16 protein-coding genes are annotated in these 14,320 nt (G+C 66.3%); 4 read left to right on the top strand and 12 right to left on the bottom strand.

Annotated elements, in window-relative coordinates:
- Nucleotides 1–17: 17 nt before the first annotated feature.
- From FHS47_RS09340 to ompR, 3 genes are read right to left on the bottom strand one after another with little or no spacing between them, the layout of a single operon-like run.
- On the bottom strand, nt 18–881 hold the full coding sequence (locus FHS47_RS09340; protein WP_167026068.1) for an alpha/beta hydrolase: 864 nt from the start codon (nt 879–881) through the stop codon (nt 18–20).
- A gap of 25 nt (nt 882–906) precedes the next feature.
- Nucleotides 907–2,172 (bottom strand): ATP-binding protein, encoded by a 1,266-nt coding sequence (locus FHS47_RS09335; RefSeq protein ID WP_167026065.1) that lies wholly within the window; start codon nt 2,170–2,172, stop codon nt 907–909.
- Nucleotides 2,169–2,888, bottom strand: a complete 720-nt coding sequence (gene ompR / locus FHS47_RS09330) for a two-component system response regulator OmpR (RefSeq protein WP_167026062.1) — start codon at nt 2,886–2,888, stop codon at nt 2,169–2,171. Before ompR ends, FHS47_RS09335 begins: the two co-directional genes overlap by 4 nt.
- Nucleotides 2,889–3,071: 183 nt before the next feature.
- On the opposite strand from ompR, the gene FHS47_RS09325 reads away from it, so the two are divergent.
- From FHS47_RS09325 to FHS47_RS09315, 3 genes are read left to right on the top strand one after another with little or no spacing between them, the layout of a single operon-like run.
- Nucleotides 3,072–3,608: a hypothetical protein gene (locus FHS47_RS09325; RefSeq protein ID WP_167026059.1), complete on the top strand. Its 537-nt coding sequence runs from the start codon at nt 3,072–3,074 to the stop codon at nt 3,606–3,608.
- A 56-nt stretch (nt 3,609–3,664) separates the two neighbouring features.
- The gene (locus FHS47_RS09320) at nt 3,665–3,946 is read left to right on the top strand and encodes an EF-hand domain-containing protein (RefSeq protein WP_167026056.1); all 282 of its coding nucleotides are present in this window, start codon (nt 3,665–3,667) and stop codon (nt 3,944–3,946) included.
- Between the two features lie 18 nt (nt 3,947–3,964).
- A complete protein-coding gene (locus FHS47_RS09315) occupies nt 3,965–4,792 on the top strand; it encodes a sterol desaturase family protein (protein ID WP_167026053.1) in 828 nt (275 codons plus the stop codon).
- A 15-nt stretch (nt 4,793–4,807) separates the two neighbouring features.
- Here FHS47_RS09315 and radA read toward each other — a convergent pair whose 3' ends face one another.
- The 9 genes from radA to FHS47_RS09270 all read right to left on the bottom strand — a co-directional run bounded on the left by radA (nt 4,808) and on the right by FHS47_RS09270 (nt 12,786).
- Entirely contained in the window at nt 4,808–6,196 is a 1,389-nt protein-coding gene (gene radA / locus FHS47_RS09310; protein ID WP_167026050.1) for a DNA repair protein RadA, read from the bottom strand.
- A gap of 80 nt (nt 6,197–6,276) precedes the next feature.
- Nucleotides 6,277–7,365, bottom strand: coding sequence for an alanine racemase (gene alr, locus FHS47_RS09305; protein ID WP_167026047.1), 1,089 nt, complete (start codon nt 7,363–7,365; stop codon nt 6,277–6,279).
- Between the two features lie 108 nt (nt 7,366–7,473).
- Entirely contained in the window at nt 7,474–8,442 is a 969-nt protein-coding gene (locus FHS47_RS09300) for a CsgG/HfaB family protein (RefSeq protein WP_167026044.1), read from the bottom strand.
- A gap of 157 nt (nt 8,443–8,599) precedes the next feature.
- Nucleotides 8,600–9,358, bottom strand: a complete 759-nt coding sequence (locus FHS47_RS09295) for an SGNH/GDSL hydrolase family protein (protein WP_167026041.1) — start codon at nt 9,356–9,358, stop codon at nt 8,600–8,602.
- Between the two features lie 60 nt (nt 9,359–9,418).
- Complete coding sequence (locus FHS47_RS09290) at nt 9,419–10,828, bottom strand: replicative DNA helicase (protein WP_167026038.1); 1,410 nt, start codon at nt 10,826–10,828, stop codon at nt 9,419–9,421.
- A 166-nt stretch (nt 10,829–10,994) separates the two neighbouring features.
- Nucleotides 10,995–11,441: a 50S ribosomal protein L9 gene (gene rplI, locus FHS47_RS09285; RefSeq protein WP_167026035.1), complete on the bottom strand. Its 447-nt coding sequence runs from the start codon at nt 11,439–11,441 to the stop codon at nt 10,995–10,997.
- A 108-nt stretch (nt 11,442–11,549) separates the two neighbouring features.
- Nucleotides 11,550–11,780, bottom strand: a complete 231-nt coding sequence (gene rpsR / locus FHS47_RS09280; protein WP_045830959.1) for a 30S ribosomal protein S18 — start codon at nt 11,778–11,780, stop codon at nt 11,550–11,552.
- A 15-nt stretch (nt 11,781–11,795) separates the two neighbouring features.
- A complete protein-coding gene (gene rpsF / locus FHS47_RS09275; protein WP_166699056.1) occupies nt 11,796–12,218 on the bottom strand; it encodes a 30S ribosomal protein S6 in 423 nt (140 codons plus the stop codon).
- A 244-nt stretch (nt 12,219–12,462) separates the two neighbouring features.
- A complete protein-coding gene (locus FHS47_RS09270; protein WP_167026032.1) occupies nt 12,463–12,786 on the bottom strand; it encodes an iron-sulfur cluster assembly accessory protein in 324 nt (107 codons plus the stop codon).
- 124 nt (nt 12,787–12,910) lie between these two features.
- Here FHS47_RS09270 and asnS point away from each other — a divergent pair, with 124 nt between their 5' ends.
- Nucleotides 12,911–14,314 carry an asparagine--tRNA ligase gene (gene asnS / locus FHS47_RS09265; RefSeq protein WP_167026030.1) on the top strand — a complete coding sequence of 468 codons (1,404 nt, stop codon included), beginning with the start codon at nt 12,911–12,913 and terminating at the stop codon, nt 14,312–14,314.
- Nucleotides 14,315–14,320 lie beyond the last annotated feature (6 nt).

Below are 14,320 nucleotides of genomic sequence, written 5' to 3'. Positions count from 1 at the left end.
GGCTGCTGCATCGCCGGCTACAAGGCGACAAGCCCGTCGATGAAGGCGCTTACCCGCGCCGTGTAATCCGAGGGCTGTCCCAACGTTCGGTTGATCTCGGCGTGCGACAGGTCTTGCGGCAGCACATCGACCCGCGAGCCGAGTGTTGCCGCCTTCTGGGCAAGACGGCGCGCCTGCGGGCAGGCATCGAAACGCCGGCTGGAACACACGGCCAGCATGGGCAGCGCACCGGACCGGAGCCGGTGGTAGGGCGATGCGGCGGCCCAGTCGCGTGGGTTCTCGCCAAAGGCGCGATCGTAAAGCCTGGGATGGCACGGAAACTCCATGATCTGCACGACGTCCATCGCGGCGCTGTCCAGGGAAACGACGCCCCGCGGGCGAACGGCCCCGGCGGCGGACAGCAACTCCGGATCGGCGCCCAACAAGGCGACCAGGTGCGCACCTGCCGAGTGCCCCATCAATACGAACCGGTGGGAGTCCGCTCCCCACGACGCCGCCAGCCGTTGCGCGGCAGCCAACGCCCGGGCCACGTCGTTGGCCTGCTCCAACGGCCCGGCTCCAGGCAGCAGCCGATAGTTCACCGATATCAGCACGTATCCCTTGGGGAGCCAGTAGGCGGCCTTGCTGTCGACAACACCCGGATTGGTTTTGTCGCCGATCGCCCAGGCGCCCCCGTGCACCATGAAAATAACCGGGGCGTCATGTGGCGACGGTGGCAGATACACGTCGAAACGCTGCCGAGGGTCGCTGCCGTAGGCAACGTCGTGCACCACCCGTGATTCGGGCTGCCGCACATCGTCGTTTGCGCCATGCGCGATGCCGGCCAGGCCTAATGCGATCCAGGCCGCGCCTGCCACCACGTACGCTCGTCTCTTACCCATAACGTCCGCCTCGTCGATGGAACGATCAACTTCCGCGCAACACGAGCGTCGCTACCAGTCCATGAGGATGCAGCGGCAAAAGTCGCAGCTCACCGTCATGCTGGCGTGCGACGCGCTCGACGATCGCCAGCCCCAGGCCCGTACCGCCACCCTCGCCATGCACGAACGGCTGGCGCGCGCGCTCCGCTGCCTGCGCGGATAAACCGGGGCCATGGTCGGCGACCTCGAGCCGCCAGGCATCGCCTTGCCGCAAAAGTCGCAGCGAATAGGGAGGTGCCCCGTGCCGTTGCGCGTTCACGAGCAAGTTCCCCACCGCGCGCTGCAACGCCATCGTTTTGCCGGTCATGGGCGCGTAGAGGGGCGTTTCCACCTGCCACTCGTGCTCGCAGGCGCTGATCGCATGGCGACACAGCACGGCGAGGTCGAGAGGTTCGCTGGCTTCGTCGCGGCCGTCGCGCGCATAGGCGATGAACTGCGACAGGATCGCATCGACATCGGCGATATCGCGATGCATGCCGGCGCGCAGTTCCGCATCGACGCCGGGCACGAGTTCCACCGCATACTGCAGTCGCGTCAGCGGCGTGCGCAGGTCATGCGAGATGCCGGCGAGCATCAGCGCCCGTTCCTCGGCGGCCTCGCGTACGTCCCTGCTCGAATCGGCCAGGGCCCGCGCCAGTTCCTGCACTTCCCGCGGCCCCGCCAGCGCGCCCGGGGGCGGCGATTCGCCGCGCACGATCGCCGGGGCGGATTGCGCCAGACGCCGCAAGGGCACCACCAGGCGGCGCGCGTAATAGGCCGCCGCCAGCCAGACCAGCACCGCGCCCACGAACAGCATCAGTACCGAAAAGCGCAATACGCGACTGGCGCGCTGATCGAAAGCGAACGAAACCCACAATGCCGGCTGCGTATTCAGCTTCAGCCACACCACATTCGCCATGCCGATTCGCCCCAGGCGCACCTCGCGACCACGGGCAAGCTGCTGCGGCGCCTGCTCTAGCAACTCGCGCATGAATGGCACGGCACGCAGGTCGCGCGGTGGCGGCGGCAGTTCGCTCACCGCCAGTCCGGCATTGCGCAAGTGGGCCACCACGCGTTCGTGGGGCTGGGTGCGCGCCAGTTCCTCGGCGACATCGGCAAAGCCGTCCATGGCTTTCAGCAATTGCCCGGCAGCCGGGCGGGTGGCCAATTGACGCCCCATCGCCACGGCCAGCACCGCCGCGCCGAGCAACACCAGCCCGATCACGAGCACGAGCTGTCCGAACACGCTGCGCGGCAACGGAAGGCGGCTCATGCGATTTCATCCGGCGGTACATAGACGTAACCCACGCCCCATACAGTCTGCAGGACGCGCGGATTGCGCACATCGTCTTCCAGCAGCCGGCGCAGGCGGGCAATGGTGACATCCATGCTCCGCTCGAAAGCCTCGTGCTCGCGGCCGCGCGCCAGACTCATCAGCCGGTCGCGGCTGAGCGGCTGCCGCGGGTGGCGCAGCAGCACCGTCAGCACCGCGAATTCGCCCGAGGTCAGGCGCAGCAGCGCGCCGTTCCGGCTCAGTTCGCGGCGACCCAGATCCAGTCGGAACGGGCCGAAACGGATCTCGCCACCGTCCGGCTCCGGCGCCCCGGGTGCCGGGCGGGCGCGCCGCAGCACCGACTTGATCCGCGCCAGCAATTCGCGCGGATTGACCGGTTTGGGCAGGTAGTCGTCGGCACCGATCTCCAGGCCCACGATGCGGTCGATCTCGTCGCCCTTGGCGGTGAGCATCACGATCGGCGTGTCGTCGCCCTGGCCACGGAGGCGGCGGCAGATATCCAGACCGTCTTCTCCGGGCAGCATCAGGTCCAGCACGATCAGGTCGTAATGGCCTCGATCCAATGCCTGTCGCATCTGCGCGCCGTCGCCCACGCCCTTTACCTCGAAGCCCTGCGATTGCAGGTAGCGCAGCAGCAGGTCGCGCAGGCGTGCGTCGTCGTCGACCAGAAGGATGCGGGCCAGGGTTTCGTCCATGGCGCCACTATCGCGGCTAGCTGCGAGCCCGCGCAACGCCCTTCCCAGAGCGTTTGTAAGCGAATGTTTCCAGGACGCGCCGTCGAAACATGCGGTAGCTATCACGACACACCTTCGCCGGCGGTGGGCACTAGTTTGGGCCTACCGCGAGAACGCCTCGCGCCGACCCGAAGGAGACCTCCTGTGAACAGAACGACCCTGCTACTGGCGGCGTTGGTGCTGACCGGCACATCGGCCGCCACGATTCCCGATGCCTCGGCGCAAGGCCGAATCCGCGGCCATGCCGTGGCCCATACCGGCGACGGAGGCCGCACCGCCGTCACCGGGGCCGCGGCCCGTGGCGAGCGCGGTGCGTACACGCGTGGCCGCCGCGTGACCAGCGACGGCCAGGGCAATGTCGATGGGCGCAGCGGAGCCTATGCCGCGGGTGCCAACGGCGGCACCGCGCAGCGCCAGGGCAGCTTCTACCGCAACGCCGACGGAAGCGCCGGTCGACAGGGCAGCGCCTCGATCAACGGCCCCAATGGTGGCTACGCGACCACCAGCGGGAGCATCGCCCGCGATGCCGAGGGCAACGTCAACGGCAGCCGCAGCACCAGCGCCACCGGCAAGAACGGAAACAGCTACAACGGCTCCACCAGCGTCCAGAACGGCGTGGTGACCCACACCGGCACCTGCACCAACGCCGCGGGCGAGACGATCGCCTGCCGCGGCAACTGATCCCCAACCCTCCCACAGGCCATGGATGGCCACCTTCTCAACCCACGAGGTATCCCATGCCGAAACTTCACTATCTGCTCGCCGCGGCCCTGCTCGTCGCGTCCACCTCATCCTTCGCGCAGAGCGACCGCGCGGCCGAGGCCAAGCAGGACATGCAGGCACGCCTCAAGGCGGCCGACGCCAACGGCGACGGCTTTATCGATCGCAAGGAAGCCGAAGCCGGCCTGCCGCGTATCGCCAAGAACTTCGACAAGATCGATACCGACCAGGATGGAAAGCTGTCTCCCGGCGAACTCAAGCAGGCCGCCGCCGCCGCGCGTCAGCGCTTCGGTCGCTGAACCACGACGGCGATCACCATGAATACGTCGTCGCTCGGCTTGCTGGTGCTACCGCTGCCGTTGTTCGTGCTGATCGCCGCCGCCGAAGGGTGGCTGCGGCAACGCCGTGGCCTCGGGCACGACTGGAAAGCCTACTGGGCATCGCTCGGTGATGCGCTGGGCCGCGTGCTGGTCAATCGACTGCTCCAGGCCGGCATCACCGGAGCTTTGCTTTATGCGGTGTGGCAATGGCGCATCCCCACCTTCGCCATGGACCGCTGGTGGCACTGGGCGCTGCTCTTCGTGGGCCAGGAGTTCTGCTACTACTGGATGCATCGTGCCGACCACCGCATCCACTGGTTCTGGTTGAACCACTCGGTTCACCACTCGTCCAACCAGTACACACTGTCGTCCGCGTATCGCCTTGGCTGGACCGGGAAGATCACCGGTGCGACGGTGTTCTTCGCGCCGCTGGTATGGGTCGGATTTCCGGTTCCCGTGGTGCTCGCCGCGCTGGCGGTGAACCTGCTGTATCAGTTCTGGTTGCACACGGAGCTGATCGGACGACTGCCGCGGCCGATCGAGTTCGTATTCAACACGCCTTCGCATCACCGCGTGCACCACGCCAGCAATCCCGATTACATCGATTGCAACTACGGCGGTGTGCTGATCGTGTTCGACAGGCTGTTCGGTTCGTTCCGCCGGGAGCGTGAGGACGAGCCGCCACGGTACGGCCTGGTGAAGCCCATACACAGTCACAATCCCGTCCGCATCGCCTTCCATGCCTGGATACAGATGTTTCGCACCCTGAAATCCGCGCGGAACTGGAAGGAACGCGCACTGGTGTTGTTCGGGCCACCGCAATAACGGGCGCTCGCGGGGTCACTCGCGACTGGCGTCGATCGCCTGGGACAGTCGCTCGACGCCGATCACTTCCATCTCGCCCACGCGGCCGCGCTTCGGTGCATTCGCCGCCGGAACCACCGCGCGGCGGAAGCCGTGCGTGGCGGCTTCCTTCAGGCGCTCCTCGCCGTTGGGCACCGGCCGGATCTCGCCCGAGAGACCGACCTCGCCGAAGGCGATGGTCTTCTCCGGGAGCGGACGGTCGCGCAGACTCGACAGCACGGCCATGAGCACGGGCACGTCCGACGCGGTTTCCTGCACGCGGATGCCGCCGACGACGTTTACGAATACGTCCTGGTCGTAGGCGGCCACGCCGCCGTGGCGATGGAGCACGGCGAGGAGCATCGCAAGGCGGTTCTGTTCGAGCCCGAGCACCACGCGACGTGGATTGCCCAGCGAGGATTGATCGACCAGGGCCTGCACTTCCACGAGCAGCGGCCGGGTGCCTTCGCGAGTCACCATCACCGCGCTTCCCGGCGTGGGGCCGGCGTGCGCGGAGAGGAAGATCGCCGACGGGTTGGGCACCTCGCGCAGGCCCTTCTCGGACATGGCGAAGACGCCCAGTTCATTCACCGCCCCGAAGCGGTTCTTGAAAGCGCGCAGGACACGGAAGCGGCTGCCGGATTCGCCCTCGAAGTACAGCACCGCGTCCACCATGTGTTCGAGCACGCGGGGCCCGGCGATGCCGCCCTCCTTCGTCACGTGGCCCACCAGAAACACGGACGTACCCGTTTCCTTGGCAAAGCGGGTGAGCTTCGCCGCCGATTCGCGTACCTGGCTTACCGAGCCCGGAGCAGCGGTGAGCAGTTCGGTCCAGATGGTCTGGATCGAGTCGATGACCAGCACGCGCGGGCGCGCCGCCGCGGCCTGTTCGAGGATGCGCTCGATGCAGGTTTCCGCCAGCGCGTGGAGCGGGCCAAGCGGAAGATCCAGGCGCTGCGCCCGGCCCGCCACCTGACCCAGGGATTCCTCACCGGTGACGTAGAGGCTCGGCAGGCTGGTGCCGAGCGTGCCGAGCATCTGCAACAGGAGCGTGGACTTGCCGATGCCGGGATCGCCGCCGATGAGCACGACCGATCCGTCGACCAGGCCGCCACCGAGCACGCGGTCGAGTTCGCCGATGCCCGTGTTCGTGCGCGCCTCGGCAGTCAGCAGCACCTCGGTCAGTGGCGTGATGCGCGGCGCCCCCGCCGCTTCCCCGGCATAGCCCCCGCGCCGCGTGCCCGTGGACACGGCGTTCGGCTTCGCCGGCTGCACCACGAATTCGGAAAGCACGTTCCACTCGCCGCATTCGGCGCACTGGCCCTGCCACTTGCTGTGTTCGGCGCCGCACTGGGTGCAGACGTATGCGGTCTTGGCCTTGGCCATCGTTGCAGGAATTCCTCAGGCGAAGCGCCATGTATAGCGCGGATGCGTCGCACGGAGCGATACGCGGCGAGGGTATGGCGTCAGGCCTCGTCCTCGACGAACAGCACGCGCCGCGTCATGCCGCAGGTGAGGTCGTAGGAGATCGTGCCGGCGGAAGCGGCCACCGTCTCCACGGGAAGGCCCTCGCCCCAGAGCGTGACCTTGTCGCCCACGCGCGCATCGGGCACGCCGCGCAGGTCGAGCGTGATGAGATCCATGGACACGCGGCCGACCAGGGGCGCGATGCGGCCGTTCACGAGCATCGGCGTGCCGGGAGCCGCGCTGCGCGGATACCCGTCACCGTAACCGATGGCGGCGACGCCGACGGCCATGTCTTCGGGGCATACATACGTGCCGTTGTAGCCGACACGCTCGCCCCTGGCGAGACGGTTGATCGCCACGAGGCGCGTGGTGAGCGACATGGCCGGGCGGAACCCGAAATCCGATCCGGACCGGCCTTCCACCACGGAGAGCCCATACAACAGGCCACCTGTGCGCACCCAGTCGCCACGGGCATCGGGCCAGCCCAGCACGGCAGCGGAATTGGAAAGCGCACGCGGTCCCGGGAGCCCTTCGGTGGCCTCGCGAAACCGGGCGATCTGCAAGGCGGTATCGCGCCCTTCGAATTCCTCCGACGACGCGAAATGGGTCATGAGCCCGATCTCGTCGTCGATGGCGGGCATCGCCCGCAGGCTGGCATGGACTTCGCGCACCCGCTCGGGTGCAAAGCCGAGGCGGTGCATGCCCGTGTCCACCTTGATCCACACCCGCAGCGGTCCGCGAGCGGGATCCGCCCGTGAAAGCCAGGGCAGTTGGGCATCATGGTGAATAAGGGCGTCGAGCCCGAGGCGCTGCATTTCCACGAGGTCGGACGGTGTATCCGGGCCGGACAGCACCACGATACGTTGCCCATGGCCGGCGGCGCGCAGGCGCAACCCGTCGGCGATGGCGGCCACGGCGAACGCTTCCGCTTCGCCGTTCAACGCACGAGCCACGCGTTCCAGACCGTGTCCATAGGCGTCGGCCTTGACCACCGCCATCACCTTCGCCGGGCCCGCCATGGCACGGACGCGGGAGAGATTGTGGCGCAGGGCACCAAGATGGATGGTGGCGACGGTGGTGCGGCTCATGGCGTCGGAAGCAACGTGGCAGCGAGAGACCGCCCAGTTTAGCCGCACCCGGCTGGCGCCCGTCGGGCACCAATGTGGCGGCGGGAAGATCCTCCCGCCGCCACGGGTTCATTTCGCCAGGTCGAAATGGACGGAAGACACCCACCCCCGGTTGCCGTGTTCGTCCTCCACCTGCCAGATCGCCCCCGCTTTCTCGCCAGTGGGATACACCGTCATCCCGACGTCGAGCAGGCGCACCACCTTGCCCTTCATGGTCGAGTTCTCGAACATGCGTGTGGCGACGCGTATCGTGCCCGACTGGCGCGCGTTCGCTGCCGAGGGGTTGCCGGGCATGCCGCCCATCTCGTCCACGAGCTTGGTGTAGGCGTCGAGGTAGGCCATGGTGATGACCTGGCCGATGGTCGTATTCGAGTAGCCGCCGACACCTGCGCCGAGGCCGCCCTGCGTGCCGTTGAACACCCCCTTGGCGCCGAGGCCGATGTCGTTCTTCTCGCCATGTCCTTCCGCGAGAGCCACCTGCTCGGACGAACGGACGTCGGTGACGGTGAGCGTGACATCGGCCGTCTTGGACTGAATGTTGATGGCGCTGACCAACTGGCCGGCACCGCCACCGATGAGGCCGCCCGCGATCGCGCTCAATGCGCCGCCACCGGCATCGCTGTTGCGGGAGACGAGGTCGGGCACGAGCACGTAATCCGCAGCCTTGATCTGCCCCTTGCCCACGTTGGCACCGCCACGCAACTGCCCGCCCGTTGCCAGTTCGCGCTCGCGCATGGCCGCGTCCATGCCCATGCCGCGGTCGAGCAGCGTGAAGCAGCCCGACTTGCTGACGAACACCTTGATGAGCTTGGTGGGCGACGGGAGTTGCTGCTGCGTCCACCAGTGCACGCCGCCTTCCGGCTCGATGACCGAGATGGTGCCGAGCTTCCGCGAACACTTCGGTATGGCGGCGACTTTCGCCTCGTGCGCCTTCTGCGAACGGGTGACAAGCGGATTGCCAGCGGTGCAGCCCGACATGGCGATGACACAGGCGAGCGCCAGCGACGCCGTGGCGGCGTGCTTCTGGATGGTTTCCATGATCGATACGGTCCTTGATGCGCCCGGTGGTCCGCCTTGCACGCGGTCGGGCGCACCCACGCGAAGGCATCACGGGAGCGGGATGCTAGATCTTGTCAACCAATTCGTCTTTAGGATGTCGTCCTAAAATTGACTTACCGGACGCCGCGTCTTGGTGTCAGCGGCCTCCGCGCAGCGCCTCCGCGATGGCTTTCTCTGCGAGCGGCGCCATCACCGCATAGCCCGCGGCATTGGGATGCAGGCCGTCGTAGCTGAGCTCCTTCTTCAGCGCGCCGCGCGTGTCGACCATCGCCGTGTAGTAATCGAGGTAGACGAGGTGCTCGCGCGCGGCGTACGCCTTGATCCAGGCGTTGAGCGCGAGAATCTTCTCCGGCGGCCGTTGTTTCGTCTGGCCACTCCCTACGTAGTCGCTCACAGGCATGACGGAGGCGAGGACGACGCGTATCCCGTTCGCTTTCGCGAGTTCGGCCATGGATGCGAGGTTGCCCTCGATCGCTTCCAGCGTGGTCGGCCCCGTGTTTCCCGCGATGTCGTTCGTGCCGGCCAGGATGACGACGGCGGCCGGCTTGAGCGCCACGACATCGGGACGGAAGCGCAGCAGCATCTGAGGCGTGGTCTGCCCGCTGATACCGCGATTGACGTAGTCGTGGCCCGGGAAGAATGTGCCGATCTCGCGCCCCCAGGCATCCGTGATCGAATCGCCCATGAAGACGACGCGCGGCTGCCCGGGCTTCGGAGCGCCGAGCGCGGCATTGTCCTTGGCGTAACGACCCAGGGCGGGCCAGTCGTTGAGGCGACGTTCGATGTCCGCGCGCTGTTCCGCCGTGGGACGTTCGGGCACCGCGATCTGCGGGGCTGCCGTGGCTGCGGTTGCCGCGAGAAGGCCCGCGGCCAGGAAAACGTGGGAACGGAACATCGGCACTCTCCATACGGGACGTGCCGCCGAGGATAGCAAGCCGCGCCGACCGACAGTTCGCTAGTCGAAGCTGCCCACGTAGGAGTCGGGTGCCCAGTTCTCGAACTTTGTGTAGTGGCCGAGGAAGGCCAGCTTCACCGTATCGGTGGGACCGTTACGCTGCTTGCCGATGATGATTTCGGCCAGGCCCTTGTCCGCCGATTCCTTGTTGTAGTACTCGTCGCGGTAAATGAACATGATGACGTCGGCGTCCTGCTCGATAGCGCCCGATTCGCGCAGGTCGGACATCATCGGCCGCTTGTCGGCGCGCTGTTCCAGCGAGCGGTTCAACTGCGACAGTGCGATGACCGGCACATTGAGTTCCTTCGCCAATGCCTTCAGGCCGCGGGAAATCTCCGAGATTTCCGTGGCGCGGTTCTCGGAGTTGCCCGGCACCTGCATGAGCTGCAGGTAGTCGATCACGATGAGCCCGAGACCGTGCTCGCGCTGGAGGCGGCGCGCGCGCGAGCGCATTTCCACCGGCGACATCGCCGGCGTGTCGTCGATGAAGATCTTCGCGTCGGAAAGCATGGTGATGGCGGACGTGACGCGCGGCCAGTCCTCTTCCGCCAGGTCGCCATTGCGCAAGTGTTGCGCGTGCACGCGACCGAGGGAGGAAATGAGACGGAAGGCCAGCTGCGATGCCGACATTTCCATCGAGAACACCGCCACGGCCTTCTTGCCGCGCATGGCGGCCGCTTCCGCGAGGTTGAGCGCGAATGCCGTTTTGCCCATGGAGGGACGCGCCGCGATGATGATCAGGTCGGAGGGCTGCAGGCCGGAGGTGAGTTCGTCCAGATCGGTGAAGCCGGTGGACAGGCCGGTGAGCTGGCCGCGCTTCTCATAGCGCTCGGTGAGCATGCGGAACGCTTCGGCCGTGGCCTCGCGCACCGAGACGATGTCCTTCTTGCCGCGCGCGCCGGATTCCGCGATGCGGAACACCCGCTGCTCGGCGAGTTCCATCACTTCCTGCACGCTCTTGCCTTCGGGCCGGAAACCGTCTTCGGTGATCAGCGTGCCGGCGTCGATCAGCTGGCGAAGCACGGACTTCTCGCGAACGATGTCGCCGTACGCGGCAATGTTGGCCGCGCTCGGCGTGGAGTTCGCCAGTTCCATGAGATACGTGGCGCCACCGACCATCTCGGCCATGTCGTTGGCGATGAACCAGTCGCCGAGCGTGATGGCGTCGCAAGGCATGCCCTTGTTCGCCAGCTCGTTGATGGCGCGCCAGATGAGGCGGTGGTCGCGACGGTAGAAGTCGTCGTCGGTGAGCTTGTCGGCCACCTTGTCCAGCGAATCCGGCGAAAGCATGAGACCGCCCAGCACCGCCTGCTCGGCCTCGATGGAATGCGGCGGCACACGCAACGCATCGATGGCGGAAGGCTCGCGCCGGCGCTTGCGCTCGCCGCGCTCAGCAGGATTGAAGGACATGGACTACCTCGTGTTGCGGACGGCACCAGCCGGAGCGGCAGGCCGTGGGGACGATCATACGCGGAGCAGTCTCACACGTTGAGAGGATAACTCTGTGGATAACCTGGGGATGAAACGAAAACGGGCGCCTTGCGGCGCCCGTCGGGTCTTGCGGATGGCGCGGAGCTTACGCGCCGACCACCTTGACCTTGACCGTCTGCTGCACGTCGGCGTGGAGGACGATGACGACCTCGTAATCGCCGGTGTTGCGGAACGGGCCTTCGGCCTGGATCACTTCGCTCTTGTCGACGTCCAGACCCTTGGCGGTCAGGGCTTCGGCAACGTCACGCGGGGTGACCGAACCGAACAGCTTGCCTTCCGGCGAAGCGTTCACTTCGATCGTGACCTCGGCGCCATCGAGCTTGGCCGCACGGCCTTCGGCACCGGAGAGCTGCTCCTTGGCCTTGGCTTCGTATTCGGCGCGGCGCGCTTCGAACGCGGCGATGTTGTCGGCGGTGGCACGAGCGGCCTTGCCGGTCGGGAGGAGGAAGTTACGGCCGTAACCCGGCTTGACGTTGACCTTGTCGCCGAGGTTGCCGAGGTTCTTCACCTTCTCGAGGAGGATGAGTTCCATGGGATGTTCCTTTCGTTAGCACGGGATGGGCCCCGCGCAGCCAAAACTGGTTGTCCGAGTGTCGTTCACCGGGCGCCCCACCCATGCATGGGAAGGGCGCGCGGACGATCAGACGTCGTGGTTGTCGGTGTACGGCAGCAGCGAGAGGAAGCGAGCGCGCTTGATCGCGGTCGCCAGCTGGCGCTGGTAGCGGGCCTTCGTGCCGGTGATGCGGCTCGGGACGATCTTGCCGTTCTCCGTGATGTACTGACGGAGGGTGTTGAGATCCTTGTAATCGATCTCCTTCACGCCCTCGGCGGTGAAGCGGCAGAACTTGCGGCGGCGGAAAAACTTGGACATGGCTGTGATCCCCGATTAGTCGTCGCTGTCGCGATCGTTGTCGTTGTCGCGACCGCCACGGCGGTCGTCGCCGTCGCTGTCGTCGTCACGGCGGCGCGAACCCTTCTGCTCGTCCTTTTCCTTGCTCTTCAGGATGAAGGACTGCTCGGTGTCGGCCTCGTCGCGACGGATCACGAGGTGGCGCAGGACGGCGTCGTTGAAACGGAAACCCGTCTCGAGCTCGTTCAGGGCGTTCTGCGAAACCTCGATGTTCAGCATCACGTAGTGAGCCTTGGCGAGGTTCTCGATCGGGTAGGCCAGCTGGCGGCGGCCCCAGTCTTCGAGGCGGTGGATCTTGCCGTTGTCGCCTTCGATCAGCGTCTTGTAACGCTCGATCATGGCGGGCACCTGTTCGCTCTGGTCCGGATGGACCAGGAACACGACTTCATAATGACGCATGGTGGCTCCTTGTGGATGCACCCCTTGACGGGGATGGCAGCCTCCCGCGCGGGCGGTGAGGCAAGAAGACCCTCCTTGGAGAGGGCCAGCCGCGCATTGTAAGGAGAAACCGGGATTTACAGCAAGAGGCTGGCTTCCTGTGGGAGCCGGCTATGCCGGCGATCCCGCGGCAGCGGGCCAGCTTGCGGCAAGCACCCCATCGCCGCTGAAGCGGCTCCCACACAACGCCGGTCCCACGCGCCAGCTAGGAAACCGTGAAGGATTCGCCGCACCCGCACTCGCCCGTGGCATTGGGGTTATGGAACACGAACGAGGCGTTCAGCCCCTGGCGCTGGAAGTCGATGAGAGTGCCGTCCACCAGGGGGAGGCTCTTGGGGTCGACCACCACGCGGATGCCATCGATGTCGAGCACGCGGTCGTCCTCGGCGATGTCGGCGGCCAGGTCCACCACGTAGCCGAAGCCCGAGCAGCCCATGCGCTTCACGGCGAAACGAACGCCCGCGGCCTCGGGGGAACGGGCCAGGAAGTCGCGCATGCGATCAGATGCTGCGGGGGTAATTTGTATCATGAAAACGTTTTCTGGCCGTGGTATATCGATTGAAGCGGTGCCGTTCACGTGAACCTTACATTATCATATAGGGTCGTGCTTCTTACGCGCTGAACATGTGGCGCCTTTTCCGGAGTTTCAATCGATGACGGTGGTAAGCGTCAAGCAGGCTCTCGCCGGCGGCACGGCCGCAGGCGAACACGAGGTCACGGTTCGCGGCTGGGTGCGCACCCTGCGCGAGTCCAAGGGTGGGCTCTCGTTCGTGAACGTGAGCGACGGCTCCTGCTTCGCCCCCATCCAGGTGGTGGCCACCTCCGATCTCCCCAACTATGAGACGGACGTGAAGCGCCTCTCCGCCGGTGCCGGCGTCATCGCCACCGGCAAGCTCGTGCCCTCGCAGGGCAAGGGTCAGGCCTTCGAGATCCAGGCCACCCGGATCGAGGTCACCGGCTTCGTCGACAACCCGCTCACCTACCCCATCCAGCCGAAGCAGCATTCGATGGAGTTCCTGCGCGAGGTGGCGCACCTGCGCCCGCGCACCAACCTGTTCGGCGCCGTGACGCGCGTTCGCCACACGATGATGACGGCGATCCACCGGATCCTGACCGAGCAAGGCTTCTTCTGGATCAACACGCCCATCATCACCACCTCCGACGCGGAAGGTGCGGGCGACATGTTCCGGTTGTCCACGCTCGACCTGACCAACCTGCCCCGCGACGAGAAAGGCGGCATCGATTTCCGCAAGGATTTCTTCGGTCGCGAGGCCTTCCTCACGGTGTCCGGCCAGCTCAATGTCGAGGGCTACGCCCTGGCCATGAGCAAGGTGTACACCTTCGGGCCCACCTTCCGCGCCGAAAATTCCAACACCACGCGGCACCTCGCCGAATTCTGGATGGTGGAGCCGGAGGTGGCCTTCGCCGACCTCAACGACAACGCCGACCTGGCCGAGCTGTTCCTCAAGGGCATCTTCAAGGCCGTGCTGGACGAGCGCCCCGACGACATGGCGTTCTTCGCCGAGCGCGTGCAGCCGGATGCCATCTCGCGCCTGGAAGCCTTCATCGCCAAGCCGTTCGAGCGCATCGACTACACGGAAGCCGTGTCGATCCTGCAGAAGTCGGGCAAGAAGTTCGAGCACCCCGTGGCCTGGGGCGTCGACCTGCAGACGGAGCACGAGCGCTACCTCGCCGAGGAACATATCGGGCGTCCGGTTGTCGTCATGAACTACCCCGAACAGATCAAGGCGTTCTACATGCGCCTCAACGACGACGGAAAGACGGTCGCCGCGATGGACGTGCTCGCGCCCGGCATCGGCGAAATCATCGGCGGTGCCCAGCGTGAAGAGCGCCTGGACTACCTCGACCGCCGCATGGACCAGTTCCATCTCGACAAGGCCACCTACGACTGGTATCGCGACCTGCGCCGCTACGGCACGGTGCCCCATGCCGGTTTCGGCCTGGGCTTCGAGCGCCTGCTGGTGTACGTGTGCGGCCTGTCGAACATCCGCGACGCCATCCCCTACCCCCGCGCGGCAGGGAGCGCCGAGTTCTAGCCAACG

Origin of the sequence: Luteibacter sp. SG786 (genome assembly GCF_011759605.1) — a bacterium.
In the GTDB taxonomy this organism is placed as follows: Bacteria; Pseudomonadota; Gammaproteobacteria; order Xanthomonadales; family Rhodanobacteraceae; genus Luteibacter.
The sequence above is the reverse complement of the archived record's forward strand: the minus strand, read 5'-3'. Positions and strand labels throughout refer to the sequence as shown.

Coding starts and splice junctions, on each gene's coding strand:
- FHS47_RS09315 (WP_167026053.1), top strand. CDS start 3,965: ATGAATACGTCGTCGCTCGGCTTGCTGGTGCTACCGCTGCCGTTGTTC.
- FHS47_RS09270 (WP_167026032.1), bottom strand. CDS start 12,786: ATGATACAAATTACCCCCGCAGCATCTGATCGCATGCGCGACTTCCTG.
- FHS47_RS09340 (WP_167026068.1), bottom strand. CDS start 881: ATGGGTAAGAGACGAGCGTACGTGGTGGCAGGCGCGGCCTGGATCGCA.
- FHS47_RS09300 (WP_167026044.1), bottom strand. CDS start 8,442: ATGGAAACCATCCAGAAGCACGCCGCCACGGCGTCGCTGGCGCTCGCC.
- alr (WP_167026047.1), bottom strand. CDS start 7,365: ATGAGCCGCACCACCGTCGCCACCATCCATCTTGGTGCCCTGCGCCAC.
- rplI (WP_167026035.1), bottom strand. CDS start 11,441: ATGGAACTCATCCTCCTCGAGAAGGTGAAGAACCTCGGCAACCTCGGC.
- rpsF (WP_166699056.1), bottom strand. CDS start 12,218: ATGCGTCATTATGAAGTCGTGTTCCTGGTCCATCCGGACCAGAGCGAA.
- radA (WP_167026050.1), bottom strand. CDS start 6,196: ATGGCCAAGGCCAAGACCGCATACGTCTGCACCCAGTGCGGCGCCGAA.
- FHS47_RS09320 (WP_167026056.1), top strand. CDS start 3,665: ATGCCGAAACTTCACTATCTGCTCGCCGCGGCCCTGCTCGTCGCGTCC.
- rpsR (WP_045830959.1), bottom strand. CDS start 11,780: ATGTCCAAGTTTTTCCGCCGCCGCAAGTTCTGCCGCTTCACCGCCGAG.
- asnS (WP_167026030.1), top strand. CDS start 12,911: ATGACGGTGGTAAGCGTCAAGCAGGCTCTCGCCGGCGGCACGGCCGCA.
- FHS47_RS09335 (WP_167026065.1), bottom strand. CDS start 2,172: ATGAGCCGCCTTCCGTTGCCGCGCAGCGTGTTCGGACAGCTCGTGCTC.
- FHS47_RS09295 (WP_167026041.1), bottom strand. CDS start 9,358: ATGTTCCGTTCCCACGTTTTCCTGGCCGCGGGCCTTCTCGCGGCAACC.
- ompR (WP_167026062.1), bottom strand. CDS start 2,888: ATGGACGAAACCCTGGCCCGCATCCTTCTGGTCGACGACGACGCACGC.
- FHS47_RS09290 (WP_167026038.1), bottom strand. CDS start 10,828: ATGTCCTTCAATCCTGCTGAGCGCGGCGAGCGCAAGCGCCGGCGCGAG.